Annotated in this window: 13 protein-coding genes; 6 read left to right on the forward strand and 7 right to left on the reverse strand. The window is 59.6% G+C overall.

The window, feature by feature from the left end:
- Nucleotides 1–27: 27 nt before the first annotated feature.
- Nucleotides 28–513 carry a transcription elongation factor GreB gene (gene greB, locus DMP17_RS06210; RefSeq protein WP_337828193.1) on the forward strand — a complete coding sequence of 162 codons (486 nt, stop codon included), beginning with the start codon at nt 28–30 and terminating at the stop codon, nt 511–513.
- Between the two features lie 284 nt (nt 514–797).
- Here greB and DMP17_RS06215 read toward each other — a convergent pair whose 3' ends face one another.
- The 3 genes from DMP17_RS06215 to aspS form a co-directional block, all read right to left on the reverse strand.
- The gene (locus tag DMP17_RS06215; protein WP_337828194.1) at nt 798–1,601 is read right to left on the reverse strand and encodes a polyphosphate kinase 2 family protein; all 804 of its coding nucleotides are present in this window, start codon (nt 1,599–1,601) and stop codon (nt 798–800) included.
- Between the two features lie 61 nt (nt 1,602–1,662).
- A complete protein-coding gene (locus DMP17_RS06220; protein WP_337828195.1) occupies nt 1,663–2,289 on the reverse strand; it encodes a hypothetical protein in 627 nt (208 codons plus the stop codon).
- A complete protein-coding gene (gene aspS / locus DMP17_RS06225; protein ID WP_337828196.1) occupies nt 2,286–4,157 on the reverse strand; it encodes an aspartate--tRNA ligase in 1,872 nt (623 codons plus the stop codon). The genes DMP17_RS06220 and aspS overlap by 4 nt, the downstream gene beginning before the upstream one ends.
- Before the next feature lie 29 nt (nt 4,158–4,186).
- On the opposite strand from aspS, the gene rnd reads away from it, so the two are divergent.
- Genes rnd through DMP17_RS06240 form a run of 3 tightly spaced genes read left to right on the forward strand, consistent with a single transcriptional unit; the run spans nt 4,187 to nt 6,022 of the window.
- Nucleotides 4,187–5,380, forward strand: a complete 1,194-nt coding sequence (gene rnd / locus DMP17_RS06230; protein WP_337828197.1) for a ribonuclease D — start codon at nt 4,187–4,189, stop codon at nt 5,378–5,380.
- Nucleotides 5,381–5,395: 15 nt separating this feature from the next.
- Complete coding sequence (locus DMP17_RS06235) at nt 5,396–5,701, forward strand: I78 family peptidase inhibitor (RefSeq protein WP_337829765.1); 306 nt, start codon at nt 5,396–5,398, stop codon at nt 5,699–5,701.
- A gap of 3 nt (nt 5,702–5,704) precedes the next feature.
- Nucleotides 5,705–6,022: a hypothetical protein gene (locus DMP17_RS06240; RefSeq protein ID WP_337828198.1), complete on the forward strand. Its 318-nt coding sequence runs from the start codon at nt 5,705–5,707 to the stop codon at nt 6,020–6,022.
- 99 nt (nt 6,023–6,121) lie between these two features.
- On the opposite strand, the gene DMP17_RS06245 is transcribed toward DMP17_RS06240, so the two are convergent.
- From DMP17_RS06245 to DMP17_RS06260, 4 genes are read right to left on the reverse strand one after another with little or no spacing between them, the layout of a single operon-like run.
- Nucleotides 6,122–7,699 carry a Ppx/GppA family phosphatase gene (locus tag DMP17_RS06245; RefSeq protein WP_337828199.1) on the reverse strand — a complete coding sequence of 526 codons (1,578 nt, stop codon included), beginning with the start codon at nt 7,697–7,699 and terminating at the stop codon, nt 6,122–6,124.
- A complete protein-coding gene (locus tag DMP17_RS06250) occupies nt 7,696–9,873 on the reverse strand; it encodes an RNA degradosome polyphosphate kinase (protein ID WP_337828200.1) in 2,178 nt (725 codons plus the stop codon). The genes DMP17_RS06245 and DMP17_RS06250 overlap by 4 nt, the downstream gene beginning before the upstream one ends.
- A gap of 3 nt (nt 9,874–9,876) precedes the next feature.
- A complete protein-coding gene (locus DMP17_RS06255) occupies nt 9,877–10,524 on the reverse strand; it encodes an HdaA/DnaA family protein (RefSeq protein WP_337828201.1) in 648 nt (215 codons plus the stop codon).
- Nucleotides 10,525–10,558: 34 nt separating this feature from the next.
- Nucleotides 10,559–11,962, reverse strand: a complete 1,404-nt coding sequence (locus tag DMP17_RS06260; RefSeq protein ID WP_337828202.1) for a hypothetical protein — start codon at nt 11,960–11,962, stop codon at nt 10,559–10,561.
- 65 nt (nt 11,963–12,027) lie between these two features.
- Between DMP17_RS06260 and purM the strand changes: the two genes are divergently transcribed.
- Both purM and purN read left to right on the forward strand, forming a co-directional pair.
- On the forward strand, nt 12,028–13,146 hold the full coding sequence (gene purM / locus DMP17_RS06265; RefSeq protein WP_337828203.1) for a phosphoribosylformylglycinamidine cyclo-ligase: 1,119 nt from the start codon (nt 12,028–12,030) through the stop codon (nt 13,144–13,146).
- Between the two features lie 108 nt (nt 13,147–13,254).
- Complete coding sequence (gene purN / locus DMP17_RS06270) at nt 13,255–14,214, forward strand: phosphoribosylglycinamide formyltransferase (RefSeq protein ID WP_337828204.1); 960 nt, start codon at nt 13,255–13,257, stop codon at nt 14,212–14,214.
- Nucleotides 14,215–14,221 lie beyond the last annotated feature (7 nt).

A 14,221-nucleotide genomic window follows, 5' to 3' on the forward strand; every position in this document is an offset into this window, starting at 1 on the left:
CGTTAGGCGCATAACAGGGGGAAGTCCGTGGCGGAGCAGCGGCCCAACTATATCACGCCCGCAGGCTATGCGGCGATGGGCGAGGAATATCGGCAATTGCTGGAGGTCGAACGCCCCGCCATTGTCGAGGTCGTTTCATGGGCTGCTGGCAATGGCGACCGCAGCGAAAATGGCGACTATCTTTATGGCCGCAAACGGATGCGCGAAATCGACCGGAGATTGGCGTTTCTCGCGCGCCGGATGAAAGCCGCGCAGGTGGTAAACCCCGCCGACCAGCCCGACAAAGCCCGCGTCTTTTTCGGCTGCACCGTCACCATCGCGGACGAGAATGATAACCATCGCACTTTGACCTTGGTGGGCGATGATGAAGCCGATGCCGGGGAAGGCAAAGTCGGCTGGAACGCCCCCATAGCCCGCGCCTTACGCGGGGCCAGCGTCGGCGATGTCCGGCGGGTGGCGCTACCTTCGGGCGAGAAGGAATATGAGGTGATGGAAGTGGGGTATCCGGGGTAACCCTTCCTTTTACCCTTGATGTTCCCCCGCGCACCATGTTCCCCTTTCCACTCCTATCCCTCTCCCCTTGTGGGAGAGGGTTGAGAAGGCTTAGCGAACGCTAGTGAGCTTAGCCGGATCTGGGTGAGGGGTGAGCGATTGCTTAAGCAATCGCGCGAGGCTTTGCCTCGCTTACCCCTCTTCCAACTGCGCCTAAGCCTGACGGCTAAGGCTTCGTATCCTTCTCCCACAAGGGGAGAAGGGGGTGAGGGAGAAGGTGTTGGTGAGCGGGCTTCGAGTGCCTCTTACTCCCCCTCGCCCACTTTCTCGTCCAGTTTGAACTTGAACGCCTTCTCGGCCAGCTTCACCACTGCCGGATCAAGCTCTGCCCCGGTCATCGGAACCGCTGCTTCCAACTGTTCGCATACATAGGTCAGCCCCGCGATGCGTCCCGCCTTTTTATTATTCATATCAAGCACCTTCCACGGCGCCCAGCGCGTGTCGGTGAGTTTGAACATATCCTTATAGGCTTCCAGATATTGCTTGCGTTTCGACCGGTTGCGATAATCATCCGTGCCGGTTTTCCACCGCTTCCACGGGTCGTTGAGCCGGTCGGCAAAACGCGCATCCTGTTCTTTTTGCGTCACATGGCAGAAAAGTTTGATGAGGTGCGTGCCGCTGTCGAGTTGCTGCGCTTCAAATTCATTGATTTCATCATAGGCGCGCTTCCATTCGGTGTCGGTGGCATAGCCTTCGACCCGCTCGACCAGCACGCGGCCATACCAGCTGCGGTCGAACACCACGATTTCGCCCTTGCCCGGAATCCGTTTCCAAAAGCGGTAGAGGAAATGGCGGTCCTTTTCCTCCGGTGTCGGCGCGGCGATGGGCCAGACTTCATAGTAGCGCGGATCGAGCATCCCGGTCATGCGCGTGATCAGCCCGCCCTTGCCCGCCGCATCCCAGCCTTCGATCATGATGATCGAGCGGTGGCCGTGGATGATATGCGCTTGCTGGATGCGCGTCATGCGGTCCTGCAAAGCGGCAAGGTCGGCGCTATAATCGCCGTCATATTTTTCGCCTTTTTCATAATCGGCGAGGGTGATGGTCATCGGGCCAAATCTTTCAACGTCAAGGCAATAGCGGTCGAACGCGGTAGCCTAATCGACTCCGTCACAGATAACTAGCAAGATAGTCTTGCGGTATCGTAACCGGCACGATCATGCCCGCCATCGCGGCGACAAAAAGCGCGCCCAATATGATGCCGAGGAGGACGCATGAGGTCAGCGCTATACGCGCGGCGCGTGTCTCTCCGCCGCTGATATTCCAATATAATGCGCACCCGATATGGCTGAGGAGCGCTGCGACCGCTAAAAAATAATAAGGCACAAAAAACCACGGCCAGCCCGCCACATGGAAACCGGCAGCGGCGAAGTAAAAGTTGGTATCCAGCCCGTCGAGCAGCCGTCCCGTCAGCACTGCTAACACATGGTTGAGCAGGAATAACGCCACATAGAGGCCGGACAAAGCTTGCAGCCAGGCAACACGCCCGGAGCGTGTGCGCCAGCCCCGCGCCGCGAGCGTCACCCCCGAACCAATCTGGAAACAGATCAACGCAAGCAAAAGCGGCTCGATGAAAGGCTGGCGATAAAAATTGCGCGCCGTGTCCATGAAGGCGATATGGCTATCCGCCCCCCAAAGGCCCGCAATATGATTGGCCAAATGAAGCCCCAGAAAGAGGAGCAGGACCAGCGCCGATGCGCGGTGCCATGCCCTCAACCTGTGCTTGGGCGCGCTCACTCTTCGAGATCGACCACGCGGATATGCAATTCTTCCAATTGCTTGTCACCGGGCTTGGAAGGCGCGCCCATGAGCAGGTCTTCGGCCTTCTGGTTCATCGGGAAGAGTGTGATTTCGCGCAAATTCTGCGCGCCGCACACCAGCATCACGATGCGGTCCACGCCCGCGGCCATGCCGCCGTGCGGGGGCGCGCCATATTGGAAGGCGCGATACATACCGCCGAACCGCTCTTCGACATCGGCTTTGGTAAGCCCTGCAATCTCGAACGCCTTGACCATGGTTTCGGGCGACTGGTTGCGGATCGAGCCCGACGCAATTTCAAAGCCGTTGCACACCAGATCATATTGATAGGCGTTGATGGTGAGCGGGTCTTGGTTGTTGAGCGCATCCAGCCCGCCTTGCGGCATCGAGAAGGGATTGTGCGAAAAATCGACCTTCTTATTGTCCTCGTCCCATTCATACATGGGAAAATCGACAATCCACGCCAGTTCAAAGCGGTTTTCGTCGATAAGGCCAAGCTGGTTGGCGATGCGCGTGCGGGCAAGGCCTGCAAGCTTTGCCGCTTCCGCTTCCTTGCCGGACGCGGCGAAGAACAGACCGTCATCGGGTCCAAGGCCGAGCGCGTCATAGAGCGCAGCCATGCCTTCTTCGCCGTGATTCTTGGCAATCGGGCCGCCAAATTCGCCGCCCTTGCGGGTGACATAGCCAAGACCTGCAAAGCCTTCGCCGCGCGCCCATTCATTCATTTCATCGAAGAATTTGCGGCTCTTGTCGGCAGTGTTCGGGGCCGGAATGACGCGGACAAAACCGCCGCCCGACACAATTTTGTCGAACAGGCCAAAGCCCGAACCTTTGAAATAGTCGCCCACATCGGAAATGATCAGCGGGTTGCGCAAGTCCGGCTTGTCACTGCCATATTTGAGCATCGATTCGGCATAAGGGATGCGCGGGAATTGGCCGATGGGTGTCACCGCTTTGCCGTTAGCGAAATCTTCGAACACGCCGCCGATGACCGGCTCCATCGTTTCCCACACTTCTTCCTGGGTGACGAAGCTCATCTCAAGGTCGAGCTGGTAAAATTCGCCCGGCAGGCGGTCGGCACGCGGGTCTTCGTCGCGGAAGCAGGGCGCAATCTGGAAATAGCGGTCAAAGCCCGCGACCATCAAAAGCTGCTTATATTGCTGCGGCGCTTGCGGCAGCGCGTAGAAAGTGCCGGGATGGATGCGGCTCGGCACCAGAAAATCGCGCGCGCCTTCGGGCGAGGATGCGGTCAAAATCGGCGTCGAATATTCGGTAAAGCCCGCGCCTTCCATGCGGCGGCGCATATCCGAAATCACCTTGGTGCGGGTGACGATATTTTTATGGAGCGTTTCGCGGCGCAGATCGAGGAAGCGGTATTTGAGCCGGATTTCCTCCGGATATTCCTGTTCGCCCGCAACCGGCATCGGCAATTCGGCGGCCATCGACTGGATGACCACATCCTTGGCGCGCACTTCGATTTCGCCGGTGGGCAAGTTGCCGTTCACCGTTTCCTTGGTGCGCGCAATCACCTCGCCCGTGACCGTGACCACGCTTTCGGTGCGAGCGCTGTCGAGCGCCTTGAATGCTTCACTATCAATGTCGGTGACAATTTGCGTCAGCCCATAATGGTCACGCAAATCGACGAACAACAAGCCGCCATGATCGCGCTTGCGATGCACCCATCCCGACAGGCGAACCTCCTGTCCGACATTTTCGGCGCGCAAATCTGCGCAAGTATGGGTGCGATAGGCGTGCATTTTTTCGGCTCTTTTCCGGATAAACTTCCGGCGCAATTCTGCGCCATAACTATGGCGCTCGCTAACAGCCTGCAATGCCCGCTTTGTCAAGGGAGCATATCCTGATATGCGCGGGCGCTATGAAGATTCTTCCGCTGATTACCGATAGTGATTCCCTGCGCCAACTGTGCGACCGCTTAGCCAAAGCCGATTTTGTGGCGGTCGATACCGAATTTATGCGCGAAAATACTTTCTGGCCCGAATTATGCCTCATCCAGATTTCGGACGGCAAGGAAGCCGCCGCGATTGACCCGATGGCCCCCGGCCTCGACATGAAGCCTTTGCTCGATCTCCTCACCGACAATGAGGATGTTTTGAAGGTATTCCATGCAGGCGGGCAAGACATCGAGATTATTTACAATCTCACCGGCAAGACCCCGCATCCTTTATTCGATACGCAAATCGGCGCGATGGCGCTGGGGCAAGCCGAACAGCTTGGCTATTCCAATCTGGTCGAAGGCTGGCTCGGCCATCATCTCGACAAGGGCGCGCGCTTTACCGACTGGAGCCGCCGTCCGCTCGACAAGCGGCAGATTGATTATGCGATTGGCGATGTGACCTATTTGTCGGAAATCTTCCCGATGATGATCGACAAGCTGCGCGCGACGGGACGCGGGGCATGGCTGGATGACGAGATGGAGCGCCTCGCCGACCCGTCCAACTATGCGTCCTCGCCCGATACCGCATGGGAGCGGGTGCGGATTGCCTCCAAAAAGCCCGACGTGCTGGGCCGGTTGAAGGCGCTCGCGGGCTGGCGCGAAAGCGAGGCGCGCAACAAGAATTTACCGCGCGGGCGCATCGTCAAGGATGAAACGCTGGCCGATCTGGCGAGCCATCCGCCCAAGACCCAGGAAGATTTGGGACGGGTGCGCGGACTGTCGGCCGCCTGGCGCTCCAATGATATTGGCGAGCGGCTGATGCGCGCGCTTGCCAACGCCAAGCCCATGCCGCGCGAAGAAATGCCCGATCATGGCCCGCGCCGCGCCGGTCCCGGCAAAGAGGGCGCGTTGGTCGCGGATTTGCTCAAGCTCCTCCTCAAAATCCGCTCGCGCGAAATCAATGTTGCCTCGCGTCTCATCAGCCGTTCGGACGATCTGGAAGCCTTGGCGGCGGGAGAACGAGAAAGTCTCGCTATTTTAAGCGGCTGGCGCTATGAGGTGTTCGGCCATGATGCGCTTGATCTGGTGGAAGGCCGACTTGCCTTTGCGGTCAAAAATGGACGACTCAAAATGACCCGAACCAGCGACACGGTAGAAGAAGCCGACGCCGCTTAAAATGGAGATGTGAGTATGCAGCTTAGCTCTAAATTTACGTTCGCTTTTGCTACCGCTTCGCTTCTGGCTTTGGCCGGATGTGCCACCCCGCTTCCCCACCCTGTTCCTGATAACCCCGGTAATTGCGGTGCAGGCCGGGTGCAGCATTTCGTGGGTAAACACCTCAATCCGCGCAACGAAACGGCCATTCGTGCTATGTCGCGTGCGGGAGAGGTCCGTATTCTCTTCCCCGATAGCGCGGCAACTATGGATTATCGTCAAGACCGGTTGAACATCAATCTTGGCCATAAGCGAAAGATTATCAGATTGAGCTGTGGATAATTTATGCGTTTTGTCTCTGTAATGCTGACCGCAGCGCTGGCAGGACTGGCCCTCACCGGTTGTTCGTCCGGACTGTTCGCCGAACCGATGGCTATGGCCCCCAAGCCTGCCAGCGACGCGTGCGGCGCGCAGAAACTATCCTATCATCTGGGCCACGGGCTTGCGCAGGATGTCGAACGCGACATCCGCACCCGCAGCGGCCAAACCGAAGTCCGTTTCATCCCCGGCCTCTATAGAGGGCCGGGCAATCCCCAAGCGGCGCGGCTGGACGTTTATTATCATCCGGATAATCGGGTGATTAATGCGATGGTGTGCGGGTAGGAAGCGAAGGCGGCAGGCCCTCCGTGAGTGACATGCCCTCCCCTAACCCCTCCCGCAAGCGGGAGGGGAATTAGGTTGCGCTTACCCTATCCTTCTGCCTCACGCATCCCGTACCATTTCAAAGCGGCACTTAAACTCCACAGAGAGGTTTTTGAGGCGGCGTTGCACCGCTTCGCCATAGAGGCTGGCCGCATCGTCCCACAAATGCAGGCGGATCATATTGCCGTCGCGTTCGAGGCGCGATTGGTGGAGCGGCAGTTCGACGCCGCCCGACATGCGCTGTCCCAGCCGCATCGCGAGGCCCCAGCGGATCGCGCGGTTAATCTTGGCGGTCAGCACGCCTGCGGGCGCGCCTTCAAACAGGCTGGTGCCGCCGCCAAAGCAGCTATAGAGCGCCTGCCCTATAATGATGCGCCCTTCCATGTCGATGCCGTGCCAGTCGCCGTGAAGCGCCATTTCCAGCCCGCGCGAGGCCCGGAAATCGGGGGTTTCCGCCCAGCCTGCTTCGGACAATAAACAGGCCGCCATGCGCAACCGCGCGGCGGCGGCATCATCATCGGCAAATAAGGGCGCAATCCATTTGTCGAGCAAACGGCCATGTTCGGGAAAGCGCGACAGGCGGCTGCCTTCGGCCTTGGCCGCGACCAATAGCGGGTCTTGCGCGCGCACATCGTCGGGCAGTTGCTGGTAAAGCAAGCCTTCGCGCAAGCCCGCCGAGGACACAATCAGGCGGCGACTCCCCAGAAATTTGGTGAGCGTTGCGAGCAAAAGCGCCGCATCGGGGAGCGTCGGGATACGCACCGAACTCACCCCCGGTATCGCTTTCAAATCCTCCGGCGTCATCCCGTCAATCAGGCGCAGGATGCGGCTCGCGGACTTGGGCGGCATCTGGTGATAGTGCAGCACGGGCAGAGGATCGTGCCGGTCTTCAATGTCGATTTTAGCGAGCGAGCGCCATGAGCCGCCGACCAGATAGAGCGGCAAGCCTTGCGCTTCCTGAAGCCAATCGGCCCCGCGCAGCAATTTTTTGATATGGTCGGTGACCGCCGTCTTGGCTTTGGCCTTATCCTTGATGCCCTCGCGCACCGCCGCAAGCCGCAGCACGCCGAGCGGGAAGGAGACGCGCTGGCCGATCTTACCACCGCACACGCGCACCAATTCGAGGCTCCCGCCCCCAAGGTCGGCAACAATGCCGTCAGCGTCCGGAATGGAGGCGATCACGCCATAACCTGCCGCTTCCGCTTCCTGCTCGCCGCTGAGCAATTCGACCGTCAGCCCCATCGCTTCTGCGCCCGCGATAATCGCATCGCCATTGGCCGCATCACGCACGGCGGCGGTCGCAACGCAGCGTATCTGGTCCAGCCCCATCGCCTTGGCGAGCGCGCCGAAGCGTTCGAGCGCCCGCAGGCCGCGCGCCAAAGCTTCATCGTCAATCCGCCCCGTAGCGGTCAAGGACCGCCCCAGCCCCGCCATGACTTTCTCGTTGAAAATCACCGAAGGCGCGCGGCGGGCGCCCGAATAGACCACCAGACGCACCGAGTTGGAGCCGATGTCGATAATCGCCTCGCGATGGTCGCGGTCGGCGCGCACCGCTTCGCTGGAGGGCATCATCGCGCGCGGCACCCGGATGGGATGCACATGCGCGCCATCGCGGACGGGGGTGGTGAGAGCGGTCAAGCCTTATATCTTTCTATATCGAGCGTCGGCACGTCCTTCGACTTGCGCAGCGCCGCCCCGCGCCCGGACAGGGACGGGTTGTTCATGAAATAGCGGTGCAGGTTGAACGGCTTTTCGCCCGGCTGCATCCGCACATAGGTGCCATCGCTTTCCAGCACCCAGCTTTGTTCATTGTCGATAAGATTGGCGACCATGACTTGATCGAGAATCTGGTCATGCACGGTCTTGTTGATGATCGGCATCATATATTCGACGCGCCGGTCAAAGTTGCGCGGCATCCAGTCCGCCGAGCTGATATAAAGTTTCGCCTGACGCGAGGGCAGCCCCTTGCCATTGGCAAAGGCCCAGATGCGGCTATGTTCCAGAAAACGCCCGACAATGGATTTGACGCGGATATTTTCCGACATGCCTTCAACGCCGGGGCGCAGGCAGCAAATGCCGCGCACAACGAGATCAATCGGCACGCCCGCATTGGACGCTTCATAAAGTTTTTCTATGATGGCGGGGTCCACCAAACTATTCATCTTGGCCCAGATGCCCGCCGGTTTGCCTTCGGCCAGATTGGCAATTTCATCGTCGATAAGCTGGCACAGGTCCGCGCGGATGGAGAGCGGCGACATGGAGATGCGCTCCAGATTTTCGGGCTCGACATAGCCGGTGATATAGTTGAACACCTGCGCCGCATCGCGTCCGGCTTGGGGGTCAGCGGTGAAGAAGCTCAAATCGGTATAGATGCGCGCGGTAATCGGGTGGTAATTGCCGGTGCCGAAATGGCAGTAAGTGCGGAACGCATCGCCTTCGCGGCGCACCACCATCGAAATTTTGGCGTGGGTTTTCCATTCGATAAAGCCATAGACGACCTGAACGCCTGCGCGCTCCAACTGGTCGGCCCAGTGGAGATTTTGCTCTTCATCAAAACGCGCTTTCAATTCGACTACGGCAGTCACGGATTTACCCGCTTCGGCAGCATCAATCAGCGCGCGGATCACTGCCGATTGCTTGCCCGCACGATAGAGCGTCTGTTTGATCGCCACCACATCGGGGTCTTGCGCGGCCTGGCGCAGGAAGGACAGGACCACCTCGAAACTTTCATAAGGATGGTGGACGATAATGTCCTTGGCCTTGATCGCGGCAAAACAATCGCCGTCATGTTCACGGATACGTTCGGGGAAACGCGCGGTAAATTGCGGGAATTTAAGGTCGGGCCGGTCTTCATCGACAATCTGGTCCAACTGGCCGATGCCGACAAAGCCATCAACATTGACGATGGTGGCGGCATCACCCAACACCGCATCGCGCAGCATTTCTTCGACCGCGCCCGACATGGCCGGGTCCAGTTCGAGAAGGATAATCCGCCCGCGCCGCCGCCTTTTGATCGCGCTTTTATAATAGCGCACCAAATCTTCGGCCTCTTCCTCGATTTCGATATCGCTGTCACGGATGACACGGAAACAGCCGCTTTCGACCACCTCGTAACCGGGGAATAAAATGTCCGAGAACATCTCGATCATCGTTTCCATCGGCACATAGATGCCGCTCTTGTCATTTTCGATACGCACGAAACGTGGCAGCGATTGCGGGATCAGCACCAGTTCGCGGATCGATTCCTTGTCCGAACGGCGGACAAGGTCGAACACCACCGCCATGCCCTTATTGGGAATGAAGGGGAACGGGTGCGACGGGTCAATGGCTTGCGGGGTAAGCACCGGGAAAAGCTGTGCGCGAAAATGCGCCTCCAGCCTTTGCCGCCAAGGTTCGGCTTCTGCCGGTTCGGTGACAACGCGTATGTCATGCTGTTCCAGCGCCGAACGGATGCGCAGCCATTCCCATTGCTGCGCATTGAACAGCGCGTTGGTCGCCTCTTCAATTTCGCCAAGCTGCTGTGTCGGTGTGCGGCCATCGACCGACCGGTAGGTGATATTCTGGAGCTGCTGGCCTTTCAAACCGGCCACCCGCACCATGAAAAATTCGTCGAGATTATTCCCCGAAATCGACAGGAAGCGGAGTTGTTCCAGCAAGGGATGCGCAGGGTTTGCGGCTTCTTCCAGCACGCGGCGGTTGAAAGCGAGCCAGGACAGTTCGCGGTTAAAGAAACGGCGCCGCGCTTCTTCTGCGGTCAAACGGCGTTCGGCATCGGTCGTGAGTTGCGGGCGAAGGGTGGGCGCGCGCGTCATGGGTTAGTCTCCAGTCGGATCAAAAGGAGGCGGTTCAAGACCGGGCAATCCCGGCGCATCCCGCCCAGCAAAAAACTGCCGCGCAAACGGAACGCTTATCCGTTTATGATCGGCTAAAGCCGCTTCATCCAAGTTTGTGACAGTTTGATGAATCGCCGCATAGCTCCTTTCGATGCGCGGAGCCAGATAGCCGGGCAAATCTTCGCTGATGCGCGTGCCGCGGTCGAGAAAAAGCCTTTCTATCAAGGGGGCTATAAGATTGTCGTCGGGCTGGTCGATATGCACCACCGGCGCTGCGCCCAAACGTGATTTTAAATCGGGGAGTGTCACATTCCATTCGGATGGGGGTGCGTCGGCAATGAGGAGGAGCGGCAGGCGCGTTTCTTGCGCGCGGTTCCACGCATGGAACAGGCTGTCATCGCTTTGCCCTGCGACCGTATCGACCACCGTGCCGCCGGTAGCGAGCGCGAACAGGCGGCCGAGCAGGCTACGCCCCGACCGCGCAGGGCCTGTAAGGATGGAGGTGCGCACCGGCCAGGTTGCGCTATGTTCCAGATGACGCACCGCTTCCGCGTTGCAGGCGCTCACTAGAAAGTCACCGGACAGCCCTTTGGCTCCGGTCCAGTCTAGCGGCAAGGCCATCTGACTCATGACTTTCCCCTGATTAATGGGCCCTGATCCTGTCTTAGCGGCTGATGCGAAGCGCGCCGCCGCCTTCCTGAACACGCCAGCCACGTGCGGCAAGCGCGGCCTTCAACCCTTCCATGTCGCCCTTATAGGTGACACGCATCACCGATGTGCCGCCAATCGCGACGCTCGATGTATTGGCCGACTGCACGCCCGAAGCTCCGCGCACACTGCTTTCGGCAGAGTTTACCGACGCCGCATCGGGCGAATCATATTGCACCGTCACGCTGATGCTTTGCACATCGGGCGTGGCAGGAGTTGCGGGGGTTTCGGGCGTCGCGCTGGTGTCGCCCGTATCCGTGCTGTCGCTGCTGTCCACTTCGGTTGCATCTTCGGCTTTTTCCGCCTCGCGCTCTTCGGCAGCGCGCGCATTGGGGTCTTCAAAGATCAGCGAGGTGTCGGGGCGAAGCTGTCCCGCCGCCAACGCGTTGCGATAGATTTCGTCAATCCGCACCACGGCTTTGGCCATCATGTCCGGCACATCCTTGGCCGACGCCGCGGTCATTTCAAAGGTGCCAAGGAGGATATTGTCGGGGCCATAGCGCGCCGAGAAAATGCCTTTGACCGGACCGCCGGGATAGCTGCGCTCGATCCGCGCAATCGGCATAATCACGTCCGCTGCGCCATATTGGTCGAGGATAACGCGCCACCATGCGCGGTTGCGGCGGCCAATCTGGCCCGCTTGCAACAATAATGTATCCGCGCCCGTGCCCGCCGTGCGGACATAATCGACGCTGCTGTCGCCGGTGCGGAACACCGCCCATGCCTTTTGCCAGTCGCTGCGGTTTTCAAACACTTGTGGCGAATTGCCGATATAGGTGACGGGGATGACGAGCAGCGGCGGCGAACGCATCCGCCCGCCACTCACGCCCAGGATGGGCGAGGAGCGCACCTTGTCGAACAATACGCCCAATTTCGCGATATAGCGTTTTTCGCTGACCAGCTCTTCCTGCACCACAATGGCGGTAACGATGCCGTTCAATGTGCTGTCGGGCAGGCTTTCGACCGCGCCCATCTTGCGGGCGAGCGCCGCCCAGCCCTTGCGCTGGGCTTCCTGCCAGCCTTTTTGCCGCGCATCTTCGGCATTGTCGCCCATCACGTCGATTTCGATGTTGGTGACTTCATAATCGGTCGAGCTGTTGATCGGCTGAACGCCGCGATTATCGCCTTCAATCTGCGCATAAGCGACCGTCGCCATCGCCAGCACCGCAAGGAACAAGCCCGCCATCTGCTTCAGCGACATCTCGCGAATCGAAAAGCGCAGAATCGCCGCCGCGCGCTCCATAAGGGAGCGAATCAATATGGCCGCCCCGCGCCCGTCCGCCGCAGGCTTACGCCCTCGCCCGGCAAGAACAGACGGATTTTGCAGCCGTAAAGGCGAATTTTGGACAAGTTCGGTCATTCTTGTGGCCCTTTTGGCGACAACGGCGTGGAAATCCAAGCCCGTAATGCGTAAAGCGCGCAACTATGAGCGATACGACCCAGCAAAATCCGTCCAACACCCCTTCTTATACCTATGCAGAAGCGGGCGTTTCCATTGAAACCGGCAATGCACTTGTGCGCGCCATTGCGCCGCTTGCCAAAGCGACCCGCCGCCCCGGTGCAAATGCCGACCTTGGCGGATTTGGCGGCTTCTTCGATTTGAAGGCCGCCGGGTTCAACGATCCGTTACTGGTCGCGGCCAATGATGGCGTCGGCACCAAGCTTAAACTCGCGATTGATTCGGGTAAGCATGACACGGTCGGCATCGACCTTGTGGCAATGTGCGCGAATGATTTGATCGTTCAGGGCGCCGAACCGCTTTTCTTCCTCGATTATTATGCCACCGGTAAACTCGACAATGATGTCGCAACCGCCGCGGTCGCCGGCATTGCCGAAGGCTGCAAGCAAGCCGGATGCGCGCTGATTGGCGGCGAAACGGCGGAAATGCCGGGCATGTATTCGGATGGAGATTATGACCTTGCGGGCTTTTGCGTCGGCGCGGTCGAGCGCGATCAGGTGCTCACCGCAGATAAGGTTGCGGCGGGTGATGTGATTTTGGGCCTCGCTTCGTCGGGCGTGCATAGCAACGGCTATTCGCTCGTGCGGCGGTTGGCGGCGGATAAGGGCTGGAAGCTCGACCGTCCGGCTTTGTTCGACCAGAATATCCGCCTGATCGACGCGCTGATGGCCCCGACGCGCATCTATGTGAAATCGCTGCTGCCGCTTATTCGTGAGGGTAAAATCCACGCGCTCGCGCATATTACCGGCGGCGGGTTGCTGGAAAATATCCCGCGCATTTTGCCGGATAATCTCCATGCGTTTGTCAACGCCGATAGCTGGGCCCAGCCGCGCCTGATGGCGTTCCTCCAGGCCCAAGGCAATATCGAACCCGAAGAAATGGCGCGCACCTTCAACTGCGGCATCGGTATGGCGGTCGTCGTGGCAGCGGAAGAGGTAGATGCGGTGACGGCGGCGCTGGAAGCGGCGGGCGAGGTTGTGCATCGCATCGGGGAGATTCGTGCGGGTGTGAAGGGTTGCACGGTGACAGGCTCAGCAGAGACTTGGTCGGCCCGCGGAGATTGGACCGCTACCTATGAAGGATAGCGCGACGATGTCCCCCTCCCGCTTGCGGGAGGGGCTAGGGGAGGGCATGTCCGACAGCGCAATTCTCTCCTTCAAACAGCCCCTCCCGCGAGCGGGAGGGGAGAAATAATGCGCACCCCCGTCGCCATCCTCATCTCCGGCGCAGGCACCAATATGGCGGCGTTGCTCTATGCCAGCCGCCTGCCCGATAACCCTTATGAAATCGTCCTCGTCGCATCGAACAATCCAGACGCCGAAGGTTTGGCCATCGCGCAAGCCGAAGGCATCCCCACTTTTGCGCACAGCCATAAGGGACTGACCCGCGCCGCGTTCGATGCAATTATGGACGCAGAAATCCGCAAGAGCGGCGCGCATTATGTCGCGCTGGCGGGTTATATGCGTATCTTATCGGACGAATTTGTCGAAGGCTGGCGCGACCGGATGCTCAACATCCACCCTTCCCTGCTCCCCAAATATCCGGGGCTGGACACCTATGCGCGCGCGATTGCAGCAGGCGACGCCCATGCGGGCTGCACCATCCATCTGGTGACGCCCGACCTTGATGCCGGGCCGATCCTTGGCCAAGCAGAGGTCACGATTACGCCCGTCGATACCTCCGACACGCTCGCCGCGCGCATCCGCTTTGCCGAACATCAGCTTTATCCGCGCGTGCTGGCCGATTATGTGGGCCGCTCCGCCAATGCCGACTGGCTGCTCGAGCAAGTCCGTGCCCGCGCGCTTGCCCTTCCCGAAACGCACGAGCGCCCCTCGCATGGCGCGCCCGGCTGGCGGGTGGGTTCGGAAAAGAGCGGCAAATATTTCGCCTATTTCGCCGACCGCCATCATGGCAGCGATGCGATTGCGCTCATCGTCAAAACCGACGGGATGGACGAGATGATGGCGCATATCGACCAGAATCCGGACCTTTATTTCAAGCCCGCTTTCTATGGCGCGAGTGGCTGGATCGGCTTGACGCTGAACCGCCCCGACACCGATTGGGACCATGTCACCGACTGGCTCGCGCAAAGCTGGCGCCGCTGCGCGCCCAAAAGCCTCACCAAATTGATGGACGCCGCCGATAGTTTTTGAAGGCTGC

The organism is Pseudonocardia sp. TMWB2A (assembly GCF_017312135.1).

Coding starts and splice junctions, on each gene's coding strand:
- DMP17_RS06215 (WP_337828194.1), bottom strand. CDS start 1,601: ATGACCATCACCCTCGCCGATTATGAAAAAGGCGAAAAATATGACGGC.
- rnd (WP_337828197.1), top strand. CDS start 4,187: ATGAAGATTCTTCCGCTGATTACCGATAGTGATTCCCTGCGCCAACTG.
- DMP17_RS06235 (WP_337829765.1), top strand. CDS start 5,396: ATGCAGCTTAGCTCTAAATTTACGTTCGCTTTTGCTACCGCTTCGCTT.
- DMP17_RS06240 (WP_337828198.1), top strand. CDS start 5,705: ATGCGTTTTGTCTCTGTAATGCTGACCGCAGCGCTGGCAGGACTGGCC.
- DMP17_RS06250 (WP_337828200.1), bottom strand. CDS start 9,873: ATGACGCGCGCGCCCACCCTTCGCCCGCAACTCACGACCGATGCCGAA.
- DMP17_RS06255 (WP_337828201.1), bottom strand. CDS start 10,524: ATGAGTCAGATGGCCTTGCCGCTAGACTGGACCGGAGCCAAAGGGCTG.
- DMP17_RS06260 (WP_337828202.1), bottom strand. CDS start 11,962: ATGACCGAACTTGTCCAAAATTCGCCTTTACGGCTGCAAAATCCGTCT.
- purM (WP_337828203.1), top strand. CDS start 12,028: ATGAGCGATACGACCCAGCAAAATCCGTCCAACACCCCTTCTTATACC.
- purN (WP_337828204.1), top strand. CDS start 13,255: ATGCGCACCCCCGTCGCCATCCTCATCTCCGGCGCAGGCACCAATATG.